Origin of the sequence: Pseudoxanthomonas sp. PXM04 (genome assembly GCF_014851695.1) — a bacterium.
Classification (GTDB): Bacteria; Pseudomonadota; Gammaproteobacteria; order Xanthomonadales; family Xanthomonadaceae; genus Pseudoxanthomonas_A; species Pseudoxanthomonas_A beigongshangi.
Genome location: NZ_JACVAG010000004.1, coordinates 240,308 through 258,403, shown reverse-complemented (window position 1 = coordinate 258,403; position 18,096 = coordinate 240,308). Strand labels below are relative to the sequence as shown.

Here is an 18,096-nt window from a genome sequence, read left to right as displayed (position 1 = left end):
TTTTCCACTACAAGGAGTACCCGATGAAACGCCTTCTCACCGCCGCCCTGCTGACCCTGTCCATCGCCGCGCCGAACGCCTTCGCCGGCGACACCCGCCTGGAACTGCCGCTGCAGGAACTGATCGACTCGCCGCAGGCCAAGGAAGCCGGCATCGACGGCAGCGTGCGTTTCTACCTGGCCGGCCAGGCCCACCCCGCGGTGGTCTCGCGCATGGGTGAGGACGTCTCCAACAAGAAGACCAACGGCGTCGGCAAGAACGATGTCGAATCCTGCCGCTGGGTCGCCCTGTCGGTGCTCAAGGCCTTCCAGGAAAGCGCCAAGGCGCGCGGCGCCAACGCGGTGGTCGACATCACCAGCTACTTCAAGAAGAACGAATTCAAGAGCCCCACCAACTACGAATGCTACGCCGGCAACATCATGTCGGGCGTGGCGCTGAAGGGGACTTACGCGAAGGTGAAGTGAGGGTTGCCTGATCTCGACAGTCAAGAGGAGCCTGGCGGATGCCGGGCTTCATCTGATGATGTGGATAGAGGCAATTCAGTGCAAAGTACTGAGTGGTATCCAATTCGCGGCTTTGAAACGCCATCGGAGTATCGTCGCTTCGTGCAGCACATCGAGTCCTGCATCCGCGATGGCATCGTTGTCGAGGTGACGACGGACCCTGCCTGCAGTGACGGGGAAATCTACGGAGGGCGGTGGTTCCAGGACATCGCGACATCAAGGACGTGGCGGCTAGTGGCGCCTGATTTTCCGTTTCGTGGTCTATGGGAACCGGTCAAGACGGCTGGTGACGGTTAGCGAGTTCGTGCATTGAGTTCAAGGAGACACTTGTGGTTCCTGAAGGGCCTCCAGTATCTGCGGGGCAGCACGAAGAACCCATTTCACCGGAACGAGTGCGAGCTCTTTCCTGTACGGAACTCGTGCGATCCGTCGCAGGCAATTTTGGTGGAATCATATGGGCGAGTGAATCGGTCACCCGCGATAGCGATTATGGCCACATCTATCGATACGATATCGATACGGCAGTGAGCGATGAAGCAGGCGGCGTGCGGACGTCGCGGGGAAAGATCGTGATATCGGCGCTGGATTCGGAGCGGATAGTCCTTTCCTATCACTCACTCTTTGATTTGCCCTGAAAGAACGGGGTCGTATGCGTGCATGCGGACCGAAGGCGAGTTCTTGTCTGTTGGATGTGAACACGGAACGCGGGCGCTAGCAGCCCGCGTTTTTGTTACGCGTTGCTGACGGCTTCGTCCGCTTCGGGTTCGCCGTAGTGGTAGCGCAGGGCGTCCAGCATGTCGTTGATGTCCTGGGCGATATAGGCGAAGCAGTCGCTCAGGGCCTGCAGGGGAATCGGCAGGCAGTGGTGCTCGTCCTTGCGGAAGCGCGGGCTGGACAGCGTGGACAGCAGTTTGACGTGATCACGCAGCTGGATCATGTTGAGCTGCGTTTGTTCTTCCAACAGATAGACCATACGTGGGTTGGTCATTGGGACCTCCATTTCTTCGTTGAAGTATCCCGGCACGCGAAAGCGCGGCCGGGAGCCGGGAGTCGAAAAACCGCACACAGGTCGGATGGGCTGATTTCCCTTTCGGGTCTTGTATTCGCCCCCTCCCGGCGAAGACGAAGGCCGCCGGCTGTCACTCAGTGATAAGAAAACCACCGGAATGACGGAGGTAGTACTACTGTGTGGGAGTTTTTCGAACTCCTGATGCCGGAGTCTGCTGATGCGCTTGCGCGATGTCGACTAACTTTGAACGTTTTCGATTCAATGTTTCCGTTGTCACGGAAGCGGCGAAGCCACGTTGTGTATCGGATGGCTCTGGATAGGGCGGAATGAAGATACGAGCGGTGAGCTCGTACAACGATGGCGACCGAAGGGGATGGCGCTGAAGAAAGCACTCACGCCCGCCAGCGCGATGTTCCGCCCCTTCCCCCGCGTGCGGGGGAAGGCTGGGATGGGGGCGCTTTTCAGCGATCGTTATCCATCCTTCAGTCGGTGTGGCAGTTTCCGACGTTGGTTGTCATGGCTCGGGATTCTTCCGCTTGCCCCCACCCCAACCCTCCCCCGCAGGCGGGGGAGGGGGCCAGTGTGCGTGCCGCTGCGATGTTCTGCCCCTTCCCCCGCGTGCGGGGGAAGGCCGGGATGGGGGCGCTTTTCAGCGATCGTTATCCATCCCTCGCAGCCGGTGCAGTGGTGTATTTCCGACGTTGATTGTCATGGCTCGGGATTCTTTCGCTTGCCCCCACCCCAACCCTCCCCCGCAGGCGGGGGAGGGGGCCAGTGTGTGTGCCGTCGCGAGGTTTTTGCCCCTTCCCCCGCGTGCGGGGGAAGGCTGGGATGGGGGCGCTTTTCAGAAGTCGCTTTCCATCCTTCGCAGTCGGTGCAGTGGTGTATTTCCGACGTTGGTTGTCATGGCTCGGGATCCTTCCGCTCGCCCCCACCCCAGCCCTCCCCCGCAGGCGGGGGAGGGGGCCAGTGTGCGTGCCGTCGCGAGGTTTTTGCTCCTTCCCCCGCGTCCGGGGGAGGGGGCTATGTGTGCTGCGCCGAACGCGCGCGGCGCTCGATGATGTTGAGCAGCGGGCCGGTCATCGCGGTGGTGACCAGCGCCATGATCACCAGCACCGCGAACAGGCGGTCGCCGATCAGGCCCATTTCGTAGCCCAGATTCAGCACGATCAGTTCCATCAGGCCGCGCGTGTTCATCAGCGCCCCCAGGCGCAGCGCGTCGGTTCGCGGCATGCCCGCGCTGCGCGCGGCCAGCCAGGTGCCCAGGCCCTTGCCGAGGCTGGCGACGAGGATCACGACCACGCATAGAAGCAGGTCGCCGGCCTGCCAGCCGTCCACGCGCAGGCGCAGCCCGGTCATGGCGAAGAACAGCGGCAGCAGCAGCGAGATGGCGAAGGGTTCGACCTTCTGGATCAGCAGTTCGCGCAGGCGCGCATTGCCGGATACCGCGATGCCGGCCAGGAAGGCGCCGAACAAGGCGTGGATGCCCAGCAGTTCGGTGACCAGTGCGGCGGCCAGCGCCATCAACAATAGTCCGATCAGGTGGCGGCCTTCGCGTTCGGGAGCCACTTCCCGGCGGGATAGCCACGGCCGCACCAGAGCGATCATCGCGGCGGCGAACGCCAGCGTGCCCAGCAGGCTGATCAGCGCCGCGCTCCAGCCGTTGGCCTGCACCGAGGCGACGATAGCCGCCAGCAGGCACCAAGCGCTGGCGTCGCCCAGCGCGGCGCAGGCGATCGCGATGCGGCCGAGCGGGCTGTGGGTGATGCCGCGATCGGACAGGATGCGCAGCAGCACCGGGAAGGCGGTGATGCTGAGCGACACGCCCATGAACAGAGCGAAGTTGGGGAAACCGACGCCGGCCGGCGCATGCGCATCGAACAGCGCGAACGCCAGCAGCACGCCGCACAGGAACGGCAACGCGATGCCGCTGTGGCTGACCAGCACGGCGAAGGCGCGGCGGCCGTGCAGGGTGGACAGTTCCAGTTCCGCGCCGGCGACGAACAGGAACATCAGCACGCCCAGCTGGCTGATCAGCCCAAGCGCGCCGAGCGAGCCGGGCGCGAACAACCAGGCCTGGGTGTCCGGCATCACCGCGCCGAACAGCAGCGGCCCCAGCAGCAGGCCGGCGGCCATTTCGCCGATGACGGCCGGTTGGCCGAAGCGGCGCAGCAGCCAGCCCGCGCCCTTGGCCACGGACAGCACCACCAGCAGTTGCAGCAGGAACAGCGACAGCGGCGTACCGGTGCCCGCATGCGCGGTGTCGGCGACGGGTGCCGCGGAGGGCGCGGACACCGGCAGCGGCCAGCGCGAGAGCAGCAGCGCCGCCAGCAGCGGCACGGCGACCAGCAGCAGATAGCGCCAGGGGGAGGTTGCGCCGGACCGTATCTGCGAATCTTCCATGTGCCGCCGGACTCCGCGCCTGAAGGATGCGCCGCATTCTAGCGGCGCATCCGTTCCGCGGGATCGACGGGATCAGGCGCTCGTGGGCAGCGACTGGTGGCGCAGGCGCAGCGCGTTGGCGACCACCGAGGCCGAGCTCAGGCTCATCGCCAGCGCAGCCAGCATGGGTGACAGCAACGGGCCACCGAACAGGAACAGCAGGCCGGCGGCGACCGGCACACCCAACGCGTTGTAGAAGAACGCGAAGCCCAGGTTCTGGCGCATGTTGCGCACGGTTGCTTCCGACAATGCCTTGGCGCGGACGATGCCGCCCAGATCGCCCTTGACCAGGGTGACCTGCGCGCTGGACATCGCCACGTCGGTGCCTGTACCCATGGCGATGCCGACATCGGCGGAGGCGAGGGCGGGGGCGTCATTGATGCCGTCGCCGGCCATCGCCACCACCCGGCCTTCGGCCTTCAGGCGGGCGACCAGCGCGGCCTTGTCGGCCGGACGCACTTCGCCGTGGACCTCGTCGATGCCGACCTGCGACGCCACCGCCTGCGCGGTGCGTTCGCCGTCGCCGGTGGCCATCACGATGCGCACGCCGATCGCCTGCAACGCGCGCAGCGCCGAAGGTGTGGTGACCTTGATCGGATCGGCCACAGCGATCAGGCCGGCGGCGCGGCCGTCCACGGCCAGGAACATCACGCTGGCACCCTCCGCGCGCAGCCGGCGGGCGTCGGCGTCCAGCGCCGACACGTCCACGCCGGTTTCCTGCATCAGCGCGGTATTGCCCAGCGCGAGCGCGTGGCCGTCCACGTGGCCACGCACGCCGATGCCGCTGGAGGATTCGAAATCCTGTGCCGGCGCCAGCGCGATGCCGCGCTCGCGCGCTTCGGCGACGATGGCGTGCGCCAGCGGATGCTCGCTGCCGGCGTCCAGGCTGGCGGCCAACCGCAGCGCTTCGTTTTCCTCGAATCCGCTGGCCGGAATCAGGACGCGGAACGCCGGACGGCCTTCGGTGAGCGTGCCGGTCTTGTCGACGATGAGGGTATCGACCTTGCGCAGGGTCTCGATTGCCTCGGCGTCGCGGAACAGCACGCCCAGCTGGGCGGCACGGCCGGTCGAGACCATGATCGACATCGGCGTGGCCAGGCCCAGCGCACAGGGGCAGGCGATGATCAGCACCGAGACCGCGTTGAGCACGGCATAGGTCCACGAAGGTTCCGGACCGAACAGGCCCCAGCCCAGGAAGGTCAGCACGGCCGCGGCCAGCACCGCCAGCACGAACCAGAACGACACCTGGTCGGCCAGCCGTTGCATCGGCGCGCGCGAGCGTTGCGCCTGCGCCACCAGTTGCACGATCTGGGCGAGCACGCTGTCGCTGCCGACCCGCTCGGCGCGGATGATCAGGCTGCCGGAGCCGTTGATGGTGGCGCCGATGACGCTGTCGCCGTTTTCCTTGGACACCGGTACCGGTTCGCCGGTCAGCATCGACTCGTCGATGTGCGAACGGCCTTCGATCACCACGCCGTCCACCGGCACCTTTTCGCCGGGGCGCACGCGCAGGCGATCGCCGACATGGACGTGCGAGAGTTCGATGTCCTCTTCCTGCCCATCCTCGCGCAGGCGGCGGGCGGTCTTGGGGGCGAGTCCGAGCAGCGCCTTGATCGCCGCCGAGGTCTGCGAGCGCGCTTTCAGTTCCAGCAACTGGCCCAGCAGGGTCAACGAGACGATGATCGCGGCGGCCTCGAAGTACACGCCGACCCGGCCGTGCTCGTGGAACGAGGCGGGAAACAGATCCGGCGCCACCGTTGCCACCACGCTGTAGCCGTAGGCGGCGCCGACGCCGGTGCCGATCAGCGTCCACATGTTGGGACTGCGGTTGCGGATGGACTGCGCCCAGCGCTGGAAGAACGGCCAGGCCGCCCACAGCACCACCGGCGTGCTGAGTACCAGTTCGATCCAGGTGCGCGTCGTCGGCGACAGGCCGTGGAAGTACTGGCCGAACATCGCCAGCACCAGGGTCGCCACGCTCAGCGGCAGGGTCCACCAGAAGCGGCGGCGGAAGTCGGTGAGTTCCGGATTCTCGCCGTCATCCAGCGACGGCATCATCGGCTCCAGCGCCATGCCGCAGATCGGGCAGGTGCCGGGGCCGTCGCGGACGATTTCCGGATGCATGGGGCAGGTGTACTGCGCGCCGGGCACGGCCGGTTCGGGCTCGCGCTTCGGCGCCAGCCAACGGGGTGGATCGGCGATGAATTTTGCGCGGCAGCCGGCCGAACAGAAGTGGTAGGCCTGGCCGGCGTGTTCGGCGTGGTGAGCGGTGGTGGTCGGATCCACGCTCATGCCGCAGACCGGATCGATCACGGTACCCGCTGCGTGTGCGGCGTGATGGTGTGCGTGATCATGACCGGCATGGGAAGGCGTGGCCGCGTGATGGTGGGTGTGCGCGTGCGAGTGGCCTGCATCACCATCGTGGCGGCACGCGTCATCCGCCTTCGCCGCGCGGGTGGCTTCGGCTTTTTCGGTGCCGCAGCACGCCGATGCCTTCTCTTCGGCGGCATGCGCGGTGAGGAACCGCGCCGGCTCGGTGACGAACTTGTCGCGGCAGCCGGCCGAGCAGAAGTAATAGGTCTGGCCGTCGTGTTCGACGTGATGCGGCGCGGTCGCCGGATCCACGCTCATGCCGCAGACCGGATCACGAACAGCGGCGGTCGGGGAGGATGAGGAACCACCACCGCAGCATCCGCCTTGCGCCTTGTTGGCATCCGGCTTGTCGTGCGAATGGCAGGACCCGCTCATTTCGGTTCCTCGGCGAGGGCGGCCACGATCGGGCACTCGCTCAGATCGCCATGGCCCGGACAGGCCTCGACCAGGCTGCGCAGCGCATCGCGCATGCGGGTCATCTCGGCCAGGCGCTCCTCGACGACGGCCAGTTTGCTGGCGGCGGCGGCCTTCATCTGGCCCATGTCCTCGCGTCCGGCGCTGATGTCCAGCAGATCGCGGACCTCGTCCAGGGTGAAGCCGAGCGCCTTGGCGCGGCGGATGAAGGTCAGGCGGGTGACGTCCGAGCCTTCATAGCGACGGTAGCCGGCGGGACTGCGGCTGGGCGGCGGCAGCAGTTGCTGGCGCTCGTAGTAGCGGACGGTATCGATGGGCACGCCCGCCAGGCGTGCCAATTGGCCGATGTTCATGGCGTTCTCCAGTTCGGAATGGCGCCATTCTGCACCCTTGACCTTGGTCAAGAGTCAAGGGTTTTGTCGCGCTGGCGGGCTCAGCCGCGGATGGCGTGCGCCGCGCGGTGGATCAGGCGGGCGGCGACCCGGGCGGTGCCGTTGTCGCGGTCGAACGGTGGCGACAGCTCCGCCACGTCCATCAGCGCGACCTTGCCGGTGGCCGCGATGGTTTCCAGCAGCGGCTCCAGCACCTCCAGCGGCACGCCGCGGGCGCTGGGTGCGCTGACCCCGGGTGCCATCGCGTGCGGCAGCACGTCCAGGCAGATGGTCAGGTAGATCAGGTCGACATCGCGCAGCCAGTCGGCCACGCGCTGCTGGCACAGGTCCAGCCGCCGCATGTCCATCTCGTCGTCGAGCAGATAGCGCACGCCCCGCTGGCGCGCGGTCTCGAACAACTGGCGGGTATTGGCCGAGGCGCTGATGCCCAGGCACAGGTACTGCGCGTCCAGGCCGATGCCGGCGGCGTGATCCAGCGCCTGCAGGAACGGCGTGCCGGAACTGCCGACCGGTTGCTGGCGCAGATCGAAATGCGCGTCGAAGTTGACGATGCCCACGCGCGGGCGGCGCTCGCGCAGGTGGCCGACCAGGCCCTGGTAGCTGGCGAAGGCGATCTCGTGCCCGCCCCCCAGGCCGATCGGCAGGTGGCCGGCGTCGAGCAGGGCGGCGACGCGGGCGCCGAACGCCGCCTGCGCGCCTTCCAGATCCTCGCCTTCGCAGATCACGTCGCCCGCGTCGTACAGCGGGGCGTCGTCGCGCACCGGCAGGTTCGATAGTGCCGCGCGCAGGACCATCGGGCCCTGCGCCGCGCCGGTGCGGCCGTTGTTGCGGCGGATACCTTCATCGCAGGCGAACCCCACCAGCGCCACGCCGGCGGGCGCGCCCGCCTCGGGCGTGGCGACGATCTGGTGCCAGCGGCGGGTGTCGCCGTCGCCGGACGGGTCGATGCGGCCTTTCCAGCCTGGAATCACGCGGATACCCCGAGCGGCATGTCGACGAAGGCGGTCAATGTACCGCTGGCGACCAGCGCTTCCAATGCCTGCATTTCCGGCGCCAGGTAGCGGTCCTCGCCGTAGTGCGGGACTTCCGCGCGGATGCGGGCGTGGGCGGCTTCCAGCAGATCGGAGGACTTCAGCGGACGGCGGAAGTCGATGCCCTGGGCGGCGGCCAGCAGCTCGATGGCGACGATGCGGCGCACGTTGGTCGCCACGTCGCCGGCCTTGCGCGCGGCGAAGGTCGCCATGCTGACGTGATCCTCCTGGTTGGCCGAGGTCGGCAGCGAATCGACGCTGGCCGGATGGGCGAGGGTCTTGTTCTCGCTGGCCAGTGCGGCGGCGGTGACGTGGGCGATCATGAAGCCGGAGTTGATGCCCGGTTCGGCCACCAGGAAGGCCGGCAGGCCGGAGATGCTGGCGTCGATCAGCAGCGCGATGCGGCGTTCGGACAGCGCGCCGACTTCGGAGACGGCAATCGTGATCTGGTCGGCGGCGAAGGCCACCGGCTCGGCGTGGAAGTTGCCGCCGGAGATCACGTCGCCGGTGTCGGTGAATACCAGCGGGTTGTCGGACACCGCGTTGGCTTCGATCCACAGCGTGCGCGCGGCCTGCTGCAACTGGTCGCGGCAGGCGCCCATGACCTGCGGCTGGCAGCGCAGGCTGTAGGGATCCTGCACGCGGGTGTCGTTGTGGCGGTGCGATTCGCGGATGGCGCTGCCGTGCAGCAGGCGCAGGTATTCGGCGGCGACCTCGATCTGGCCGGGCTGGCCGCGCACGGCGTGGATGCGCGGATCGAACGGCGCGTCGGATCCACAGGCCGCATCCACGCTCAGCGCGCCGGCCAGCACCGCGGCCGAGTAGACCTGTTCGGCCGCGAACAGCGCGCGCAGGGCGATGCCGGTGGAAACCTGGGTGCCGTTGAGCAGGGCCAGGCCTTCCTTGGCGGCGAGCTTGATCGGTGTAATGCCCGCGGCGCGCAGCGCTTCGCCGGCATCGCGCAGTTCACCGTTGACGCGGACCTGCCCTTCACCCATCGCGGCCAGGCTCAGGTGCGACAGTGGCGCCAGATCGCCGGAGGCGCCGACCGAGCCCTGCGAGGGAATGCACGGCCAGATCTGCGCGTTGTACATCGCGATCAGTGCTTGCAGGGTCTGCTCCCGCACGCCGGAAAAACCGCGCGCCAGCGAAGCGATCTTCAGCGCCAGGATCAGGCGCACCGTGTCGTCGTCCAGCAGCGGGCCCATGCCGACCGCGTGCGAGCGCACCAGGTTGGTCTGCAGCTGTTCCAACTGGTCGACCGGGATGTGCACCTTGGCGAGCTTGCCGAAGCCGGTGTTGATGCCGTAGGCGGGCGCACCGGCGGCGACGATCGACTGCACTGTCTCCGCGGAGGCGCGCACTGCCGGCAGGCAGGCCGGATCCAGCTGGATCGGCTCGAAAGTGTTGGCGATGGTGCGGATCTGGGCCAGCGACAGCTGGCCGGGAACGAGATTCAACATGGAGGCTTATCCGGTGATGGCGGGCAGGTGCAGGTGGTGTTCGCGGGCACAGGCGAGGGCGTCCTCGTAGCCGGCGTCGGCGTGGCGCATCACGCCCATCGCCGGATCGTTGAACAGGACGCGCGACAGGCGTTGGTCGGCGGCCTCGCTGCCGTCGCAGACGATGACCACGCCCGAATGCTGGGAGAAGCCCATGCCGACGCCGCCGCCGTGGTGCAGGCTGACCCAGGTGGCGCCGCCGGAGGTCGCCAGCATCGCGTTGAGCAGCGGCCAGTCGGAGACCGCGTCAGAGCCATCCCGCATGCCTTCGGTCTCGCGGTTGGGGCTGGCGACCGAACCGCAGTCGAGGTGATCGCGGCCGATCACGATCGGCGCCTTGAGTTCGCCGTTGCGGACCATTTCGTTGAACGCCAGCGCGGCTCGATGGCGCTCGCCCAGGCCCAGCCAGCAGATGCGCGCGGGCAGGCCCTGGAAGGCGATGCGCTCGCGCGCCTGGTCCAGCCAGCGGTGCAGGTGGGCGTTGTCGGGGAACAGTTCCTTGATCTTGGCGTCGGTCTTGTAGATGTCCTCCGGATCGCCGCTCAGCGCGACCCAGCGGAACGGGCCCATGCCACGGCAGAACAGCGGGCGGATGCAGGCGGGGACGAAGCCGGGGAAATCGAAGGCGTTGGCGACGCCGCGATCCTTGGCGACCTGGCGGATGTTGTTGCCGTAGTCGATCGTCGGCACGCCCATGTGGTGGAAATCGAGCATCGCCTTGACGTGGACGGCGCAGGACTCGGCGGCGGCGTTGGTCAGCGCGGCGCGCTCGGCGTCGCCGCCGTTGCGCGCGGCGACCCACTGCTCGACTGTCCAGCCGGCCGGCAGGTAGCCGTTGATCAGGTCATGCGCGGAGGTCTGGTCGGTGACCGCGTCCGGCCTGGCCACGCCCTGGCGCGCCAGCTCGACGAACTTCGGCAGCAGCTCGGCCGCGTTGCCGAGCAGGCCGACCGAGACCGGGCGATCGGTGGTGCGGATGATCTCCAGCGCCTCCTCGATGCTGCGGGCCTTGAAGTCCACGTAGCGAGTGCGCATGCGAAAGTCGATGCGCGATTCCTGGCATTCGATGACGATGCTGCTGGCGCCGGCCAGCGTCGCCGCCAGCGCCTGCGCGCCACCCATGCCGCCGAGGCCGGCGGTGAGGATCCATTTGCCGGACCAGTCGCCGCCGTAGTGCTGGCGGCCGAGTTCGACGAAGGTTTCGTAGGTGCCCTGGACGATGCCCTGGCTGCCGATGTAGATCCAGCTGCCGGCGGTCATCTGGCCGTACATCATCAGGCCCTTCTTATCGAGCTCGTTGAAGTGGTCCCAGGTGGCCCAGTGCGGGACCAGGTTGGAATTGGCGAGCAGCACGCGCGGCGCGTCGGCGTGGGTGCGGAACACGCCGACCGGCTTGCCGGACTGGATCAGCAGGGTCTCGTCGTCGCCCAGCGTGCGCAGGGTTTCCAGGATCTTGTCGAAGCAGGCCCAGTTGCGCGCGGCGCGACCGATGCCGCCGTACACGACCAGTTCGTCCGGGCGCTCGGCCACGTCCGGATCCAGGTTGTTCTGCAGCATGCGGTAGGCCGCTTCGGTCAGCCAGCTGCGGCAATGCAGGTCGGTGCCGCGCGGCGCGCGGACGGGACGGGCACCGGCGGTGCGCGAGGGATCGGTGGCGGTCATGGTTATCCTCCGGGAGTGATGGTGGCGCCGACCTGGAAGGTGCCGACGAACCGATAGCGGGAAGCGGGGTAGGTGAGGCGGACCCAGGTGACGACCTGGCCGCGCGACCAGGTGCGGCGGGTCAGCACCAGCACGGGATCGCCCTCGGCGATCTCCAGTTGCGCGGCCAGCCGCTTGTTGGCGGTCTCGGCCTCGATGACGTGTTCGGTGCGCTCCAGCGGCGCCACGCGCATCAGGTACTGGTGCGGAATCTCGGTCTGGAAATCGATGCCCAGGTAATCCGGCGCGCTGGCCGGATTGACGAAGCGGTCCTCCAACTGCAGCGGCTTGCCGTTGGCCTTGTGCAGCAGGCGGGTGTGGAACAGTTCGGCACCGGATTCCAGGCCGAACTGGTTGGTGACGGTGGGGCGCGCGACCACCGCCTCGCCGATCAGCACCTGCACGCTGTGGACCTGTCCGCGCGCGACGATTTCCTCGCGGATGCTGCGCACCTCGAACATGGCGGACTCGGCCTTCGGGCCGGCGACGAAGGTGCCGACACCCTGCACGCGGGTGAGCACGCCGGAGTCGCTGAGTTCGCGCAGCGCGCGGTTGACGGTCATCCGCGAGACGCCGAACTTGACCACCAGATCGTTCTCGCTGGGCACCCGGCTCAACGGCGGCCAATCGCCATTGGTGATGTGGCGGAGGATGTACTGCTTCAGCTTGAGGTAGTGCGGCTTGGGCGTCTCCATGGAAAAAGCATGTCATGTCTATACAACTGCCGCCAGCGATTTCGATGCCGCAGCGCACAAACGGTTGACACCCGTTTTCGATAAGTGTTAAGTCTCTCGTATAGACAACCTGGTGCCCGCTTTTCCCGATGTCGATTCGCCTGCTCCTGCGACTGGTCCTGATCACCGTCCTTTGCCTGGACGGCGCGGCCAGTGCGTGGGCGGCGACGCGGATGGCGGTCGCTGATCTGGCCGCGATCGGCGACGGCGAAAGCGGGCAGGGCGGCCATCGCCAGCATGATGAACAGGCAAAGCCGGACCGCGGCGCAGCCGCTTGCACCGCCGACGCGGGCTGGTTGACCGGCGATCCGACGAACGGCAATCACCACGATGATTGCGATTGCGGCAGCACGACCAGTTGCGCGTGCAGTTGCGTGCTCACCTTCTATCCGGGACGCACGGCGCCGTTGTTCGCCGCCCAGCATGTCCTCGATGCGCCCTATCTGAATCCCCCGCTGTTGCCGGAAGTGCGCAGCGGTGTCTCGCGCGTGTTCCGACCTCCGATCGGCTGAGCTTGTCATGGCCGCGAGCGCGGCCCGTTCGTCCTGCCGGGCATTTCCCGCGGGACACCATCCGAACAGACAAGACACCCGACACGGGGAGAGAGCCCATGTTTTTCAAACCCAATCCGCTGGCCGCGGCCGTCGGCGCACTGCTGTGCGCAGGCTTCGTCCACACCCTGCGCGCGCAGGACACCGCCACCGCCGACACTGCATCGGCCCCGCAAGAGCAGGCGACCACGCTGGACACCGTCCAGGTCACCGGCAGCCACATCAAGCGCCTGCAGATTTCGGGCGTCGGTCCGGTGAGCGTCGTCGACGCCGAAACCATCGAACGTTCCGGCGCCACTTCGGTGGAAACCCTGCTGCAACGCCTGCCGGCGTCCGCCGGTTTCGCCGGCAGCCAGACCAATGCCTACTGGGCCGAGAACGGTTACGGCACCACCCAGGTGAACCTGCGTGGCCTGGGCATCAACCGCACCCTGGTGCTGCTCAATGGCCGTCGCGTGGTCAACGGCGGCACCGGTGCCAACAGTTCGGTCGACCTGAACATGATCCCGGTGGCGCTGATCGAGCGCATCGAGGTGCTGAAGGATGGCGCGTCGGCGATCTACGGCGCCGATGCCGTGGCCGGCGTGGTCAACATCATCACCAAGAAGAACTTCGAAGGCGCCGAACTGGCGATGCGCTACGGCCAGACCTTCGAGAGCGACGGCGAAGACGGATCCTTCGATCTGGTCTGGGGCACCACCAGCGATCGCGGCTCGCTGATGGCCGGGCTGAGCTATTCCGAAAGCGGCAGCGTCAACATGGCCACGCGCGCGCCTTGCGGGCTGGCGGTGGATGAGGACACCGGCGGCCTGGTCTGCTCCGGCAGCTCCACCACCATCGGCGGTCGCGCCTTGCTGGCGGACGGCAGCCGGGTCAACTTCAACCAGGATCCGAACGGCGACGGCGACTTCTACGAGCCGTATTCGGCGGCCAAGCACAACTACAACGGCAACCCGACCCTCAACGCGGTCAATCCGATCAAGCGCCTGAGCTTCAGCCTGTTCGGCGATACCCAGCTCAGTGATACCACGCGCCTGTTCACCGAACTGATGTATACCAATCGCCAGTCGCACCAGCTCGCGACGCCCGGCGGCCTGGGCGTGTACCGGCCGATCAACATCGCCGCGGATCATCCGACCAACCCGACCGGGCAGGACCTGCTGTTGCAGCGTCGCCGCCTTGAGGAAGCCGGTACCCGCCGGTTTTTCCAGGACACCAACACTTTCCGCGCGGTGGTCGGGCTGGAAGGCCAACTGGGCATGAACTGGGACTGGTCGGCCGCGTTGAACTGGGGCCGCAACACCGGCCTGGATGGCTCTACCAAGGTGGCCAACCTGGACCGCGTGGACCAGACCCTCGACACCGCGATCTGCAGCAACGCGCCGGGGGCGGCGATCCCCTGCGCCGACTACCTGGGCTACGGCGATGTCACCCAGGAAGTGCTGGACTACATCCTGTTCACCACCCGCGACCATGGCGGCAATGAACAGAAGAGCTTCACCGCCAACATCAGCGGCCAGCTGTTCGAGATGCCGGCGGGCTGGGTGGGCTTCGCCTCCGGCATCGAAGTCCGCAAGGAACGCGGCTGGCGCGATCCGGATCCGCTGACCGTGATGGGCATCGCCAACACCAACCAGCAGGATCCGATTGCCGGCGAGTACACCGCCAAGGAAGCCTTCGTCGAGTTCGCCGTGCCGCTGTTGATGGACAGCGCCATCGCCGATTCGCTGATCCTCAACGCCGCCGTCCGCTATTCGGACTACGACCTGTTCGGCGAGGACATCAACTACAAGGTCGGCCTGGACTGGCAGGTGATGCCGTCGCTCAAGATCCGCGCCAACTACGCCACCGCCTTCCGCATCCCGAACATCCCCGAGCTGTTCGGCGGCGTCGCCGAGGGCAATCTGACCACGACCGATCCGTGCAGCGGCTGGAGCACCAGCACCACCATCGATCCGACCGTGCGCCAGAACTGCCAGGCCTACGGCGTGCCGGCCGGCTACGTGCAGCCGGGCAACACCATCCTGACCACCTCCGGCGGCAATCCGGATCTGGAGCCGGAGGACGCCAAGTCGCTGACGGTGGGCGCGGTGTGGACGCCGGGCTTCCTGCCGGGCCTGACCCTGACCGTGGACTACTTCAACATCCGCATCGACAACGCGATCCAGCGTATCGACGGGTCGACCAAGCTGTCCATCTGCTACAACACCCCCGGCCTGGCGCATCCGTTCTGCGGCAGCGAGAACTTCACCCGCAACCCGGTCACCGGCGAAGTGGACTTCCTGTCCTCGCAGCCGGTCAACGCGGCCAACGAGCGAATCTCCGGCATCGATCTGGGCGGCCTGTACGAGTTCGAGGCGATGGGTTTCGACTCGACCTTCAGCATGGATGTGTCCTACCTGGATCGCTATGACGTGCGGCCGTTCCCGGGCGCGGACCTGATCGAGTATGCCGGCAAGATCACCGGCGGACGCGGCAGCTACGCGCACTGGCGGGCGTTCACCTCGCTGACGGCCAAGCGCGATGCCTGGTCCGGTTCCTACAGCGTGCAGTACATCGGCAAGACCGACGACATCACCGCCACGAAGGGGTTCACCGGCGATCACGCGCCGAGCCTGACCTATCACAACGTGCAGGTGAAGTTCGCGCCGGTGGGGCAGTCGTTCGATGTCTCGTTCGGCATCGACAACCTGTGGGACAAGCAGGCGCCGTTCATCCAGAGCTACACGGACGGCAACACCGACACGATGACCTACGACCTGCTGGGCCGGCGCTGGTACGCGCGTTTCGGCTACCGCTGGTGAACCGTGACCCGTCCGCCGGCCAGCCGGCGGACGGGCAGATCGCGGCGACGACGCAACCAACAGGAACATTCGAATGAAACCCGCTTTCTGGGCGCGCCGCGCCCATAAATGGATCGGGCTGATCGTCGGAGTACAGGCGCTGCTGTGGATGATCAGCGGCGTCTACATGACCGTCGTGCCGCTCGACATCATCCATGGCGATCACCTGGCGCACAGCCACACTGATCCGCTGGTCGCCGCCGCGCCGCGCGTGGCGCAGGCGGATCTGGCCACGCGCTATCCCGATATCACCGCACTGAAGATCAAGCGCCTGCTGGACCGCGAGGTCTACGAAATCCGCCAGGGCGATCGCGCCTCCCTGGTCGATGCCGGCACCGGCGAGCGCATCACTCCGCTGGAACGCACGACCGTGGTCGCGTTGGCCAAGGCGGTCTACCAGGGCGAGGCGGACGTGACCGGCGCCGAATGGATCACCCGCGCGCCCCGCGAAGTGCAGACCCGGCCGGTGCCGATGTGGGCGGTGCGGTTCGACGACCGCGGCCAGACCACGCTGTATTTCTCGCCCGACACCGGCGAATTGCTGGCGCGCCGGCACAGCCTGTGGCGCTGGTTCGATTTCCTGTGGATGTTCCACATCATGGATTACGAGAAGCGCACGGACGTCAACAACATCCTGTTGCGGGTGGCGGCGGCGAGTGGTTTGCTGTTCGCGCTGAGCGGCGCCTGGCTGCTGTTCTACAGCTTCACCCGGAGGCGCAGCGCATGACGCCCTGGCTGAGGAAACTACACAAGTGGGTCGGGCTGATCATCGCCGTGCAGTTCGTGCTGTGGATGGCGAGTGGATTGATGATGGCCTGGCTGGAGCACGACAAGGTGCAGGGCCACGAATTCCGCGCGCATGCGGCGGAACCGCGGGCCTGGCCGACCGACGCGCGGCCGGCGTCCACGGCGCTGGCGGCGGTGGGCGGGGACGCGTTCACGGTCGCTTCGGGCTGGTTGCTCGAACGTCCCGTCTACCAGGTATTCGATGGCGCCCGCACGCATCTGGTCGATGCGCGGACGGGAACACGCCTGGCCATCGACGCCGCGCTGGCGGGACAACTGGCGCGGGCGTCCTACACCGGACCCGGGCAGGCGGCGCCGGCGCGCCTGCTGGAACGCACGCTGGAAGTGCGCGATCACCCCGGCCGGTTGTGGCGGGTGGATTTCGACGACGCCGAGGAGACGACGGTCTATCTGGCCGCGGACACCGGCCAGGTGTTGCAGCACCGCAACCGCACCTGGCGGCTGTTCGATGTGTTCTGGATGCTGCACATCATGGACTACAGCGGACGGGTGGACTTCAACAATCCATTGGTGGTGTCGGCGGGCATCGGCGGGCTGTGGATGGCGCTGACCGGCGTCTGGCTGCTGTTCGCGAGCTTCCGACTGAGCGAGTTCGTGCCGCGTCGCTGGCGCGGCGGCCATGAGCTGGCCGTGCACGATCCCGATGGCACCTGCCTGCGCACCGTGACCGCCGCCGATGGCGACAACGTCTATCTGGCGCTGGCGCGCAATGGTCTGCAATTGCCTTCGAACTGTGGCGGTGGGCAGAGCTGCGGCCTGTGCGAGGTTCGCTTCCGCGGTACGTCGCCGCCGGCGACCGCGGCCGACCGCGCGCACCTGCCCGAATCACGCCTGAAACTCGGCTACCGGCTGGCCTGCAACCTGCACGTCGACAAGGACACCCACGTCGAGGTGTCGGGCGGCAGCCGCCTGTGGACCGAGCACGAGGCGGTGGTCGAACGGGTGGAGGCAGTAACGCCGTTCCTGCGCGAGATCGTGCTGAAGACGGATACCGCGCTGGGCGAGGAATACCAGCCCGGCGCCTACCTGCAGGTCCATGTGCCGGATTACCGCCTGCGTCCGCACGATCTGGCGCATCCGGAACATCACCGCGACGACTGGCGAGCGCTGGAACTGCCGGCCGATCTGGTCAACAAGGAAGCGGTACGGCGTTCCTATTCGCTATCGCTGCCGGTGACGAACACCGAGGGACGGCTGAGCCTGTTGGCGCGCTTCAATCCGGGCGCGCAAGGCAAGAAGCGGGTGCCGACCGGCAAGGGTTCGACCTACCTGTACTCGCTGAAGGCCGGCGACAAGGTGCGCTTCAGCGGACCGTTCGGCGATTTCGCGATCAAACCGGGCCATCGGGAGAAGGTGTTCATCGGCGGCGGTGCGGGCATGGCCCCGCTGCGGGCGATGATCCATGCCTGCCTCGACGGCGGGGCAGGCGAGCGCATGCACTTCTGGTACGGCGCACGCAGCCTGCGCGACGCGCCTTACATCGAGGAAATGGCGGCGCTGGCGCAACGGCACGCCAACTTCAGCTGGCACCTGGTGCTGTCGGACGAGGCCGAGTGCGGTGACGGGCTGCTGCGTGGCTTGGTGCACGAGGTGGCCGAGCACACCCTGCTGCGCGACCATCCGGATCTGCATGCCTGCGATTTCTATCTGTGCGGCCCGCCGGCCATGCTGATGGCGACGCGGCAACTGCTGAAGCGGCTGGGCGTGGACGAGGCGCGAATCGCCTACGACGACTTCAAGATCTAGACGGAAACACCCCATTGCCCCGGCGGAAGTCTCTCCCGCCGGGGCTTT

The 18,096-nt window shown here is 67.2% G+C and carries 13 protein-coding genes; 5 read left to right on the top strand and 8 right to left on the bottom strand.

Features of this window, described 5'->3' with window-relative positions:
- The first annotated feature begins 23 nt into the window (after positions 1–23).
- On the top strand, positions 24–464 hold the full coding sequence (locus IB228_RS11955; protein ID WP_183636602.1) for an excinuclease ATPase subunit: 441 nt from the start codon (positions 24–26) through the stop codon (positions 462–464).
- A gap of 769 nt (positions 465–1,233) precedes the next feature.
- Here the strand turns inward: IB228_RS11955 and IB228_RS11950 are convergent.
- The 8 genes from IB228_RS11950 to hutC all read right to left on the bottom strand — a co-directional run bounded on the left by IB228_RS11950 (position 1,234) and on the right by hutC (position 12,062).
- Positions 1,234–1,491 (bottom strand): hypothetical protein, encoded by a 258-nt coding sequence (locus tag IB228_RS11950; protein WP_192198678.1) that lies wholly within the window; start codon positions 1,489–1,491, stop codon positions 1,234–1,236.
- Positions 1,492–2,535: 1,044 nt separating this feature from the next.
- Positions 2,536–3,915, bottom strand: a complete 1,380-nt coding sequence (locus IB228_RS11945; protein WP_192198677.1) for a cation:proton antiporter — start codon at positions 3,913–3,915, stop codon at positions 2,536–2,538.
- A gap of 72 nt (positions 3,916–3,987) precedes the next feature.
- Positions 3,988–6,702: a heavy metal translocating P-type ATPase gene (locus IB228_RS11940; protein ID WP_225562411.1), complete on the bottom strand. Its 2,715-nt coding sequence runs from the start codon at positions 6,700–6,702 to the stop codon at positions 3,988–3,990.
- Positions 6,699–7,094: a heavy metal-responsive transcriptional regulator gene (locus tag IB228_RS11935; protein WP_183636593.1), complete on the bottom strand. Its 396-nt coding sequence runs from the start codon at positions 7,092–7,094 to the stop codon at positions 6,699–6,701. The genes IB228_RS11940 and IB228_RS11935 overlap by 4 nt, the downstream gene beginning before the upstream one ends.
- A gap of 80 nt (positions 7,095–7,174) precedes the next feature.
- Complete coding sequence (hutG, locus tag IB228_RS11930; RefSeq protein ID WP_318289160.1) at positions 7,175–8,104, bottom strand: formimidoylglutamase; 930 nt, start codon at positions 8,102–8,104, stop codon at positions 7,175–7,177.
- Complete coding sequence (gene hutH, locus IB228_RS11925) at positions 8,101–9,627, bottom strand: histidine ammonia-lyase (RefSeq protein ID WP_192198676.1); 1,527 nt, start codon at positions 9,625–9,627, stop codon at positions 8,101–8,103. Before hutH ends, hutG begins: the two co-directional genes overlap by 4 nt.
- Positions 9,628–9,633: 6 nt before the next feature.
- Positions 9,634–11,328, bottom strand: a complete 1,695-nt coding sequence (hutU, locus tag IB228_RS11920; protein ID WP_183636586.1) for a urocanate hydratase — start codon at positions 11,326–11,328, stop codon at positions 9,634–9,636.
- A 2-nt stretch (positions 11,329–11,330) separates the two neighbouring features.
- Positions 11,331–12,062: a histidine utilization repressor gene (gene hutC, locus IB228_RS11915; RefSeq protein WP_192198675.1), complete on the bottom strand. Its 732-nt coding sequence runs from the start codon at positions 12,060–12,062 to the stop codon at positions 11,331–11,333.
- A 128-nt stretch (positions 12,063–12,190) separates the two neighbouring features.
- Between hutC and IB228_RS11910 the strand changes: the two genes are divergently transcribed.
- The 4 genes from IB228_RS11910 to IB228_RS11895 all read left to right on the top strand — a co-directional run bounded on the left by IB228_RS11910 (position 12,191) and on the right by IB228_RS11895 (position 18,048).
- Entirely contained in the window at positions 12,191–12,613 is a 423-nt protein-coding gene (locus IB228_RS11910) for a CopL family metal-binding regulatory protein (RefSeq protein ID WP_192198674.1), read from the top strand.
- A 98-nt stretch (positions 12,614–12,711) separates the two neighbouring features.
- Complete coding sequence (locus IB228_RS11905) at positions 12,712–15,456, top strand: TonB-dependent receptor (protein WP_192198673.1); 2,745 nt, start codon at positions 12,712–12,714, stop codon at positions 15,454–15,456.
- 73 nt (positions 15,457–15,529) lie between these two features.
- Positions 15,530–16,222, top strand: a complete 693-nt coding sequence (locus tag IB228_RS11900) for a PepSY domain-containing protein (protein ID WP_192198672.1) — start codon at positions 15,530–15,532, stop codon at positions 16,220–16,222.
- Positions 16,219–18,048, top strand: coding sequence for a 2Fe-2S iron-sulfur cluster-binding protein (locus IB228_RS11895; protein WP_192198671.1), 1,830 nt, complete (start codon positions 16,219–16,221; stop codon positions 18,046–18,048). Before IB228_RS11900 ends, IB228_RS11895 begins: the two co-directional genes overlap by 4 nt.
- Positions 18,049–18,096 lie beyond the last annotated feature (48 nt).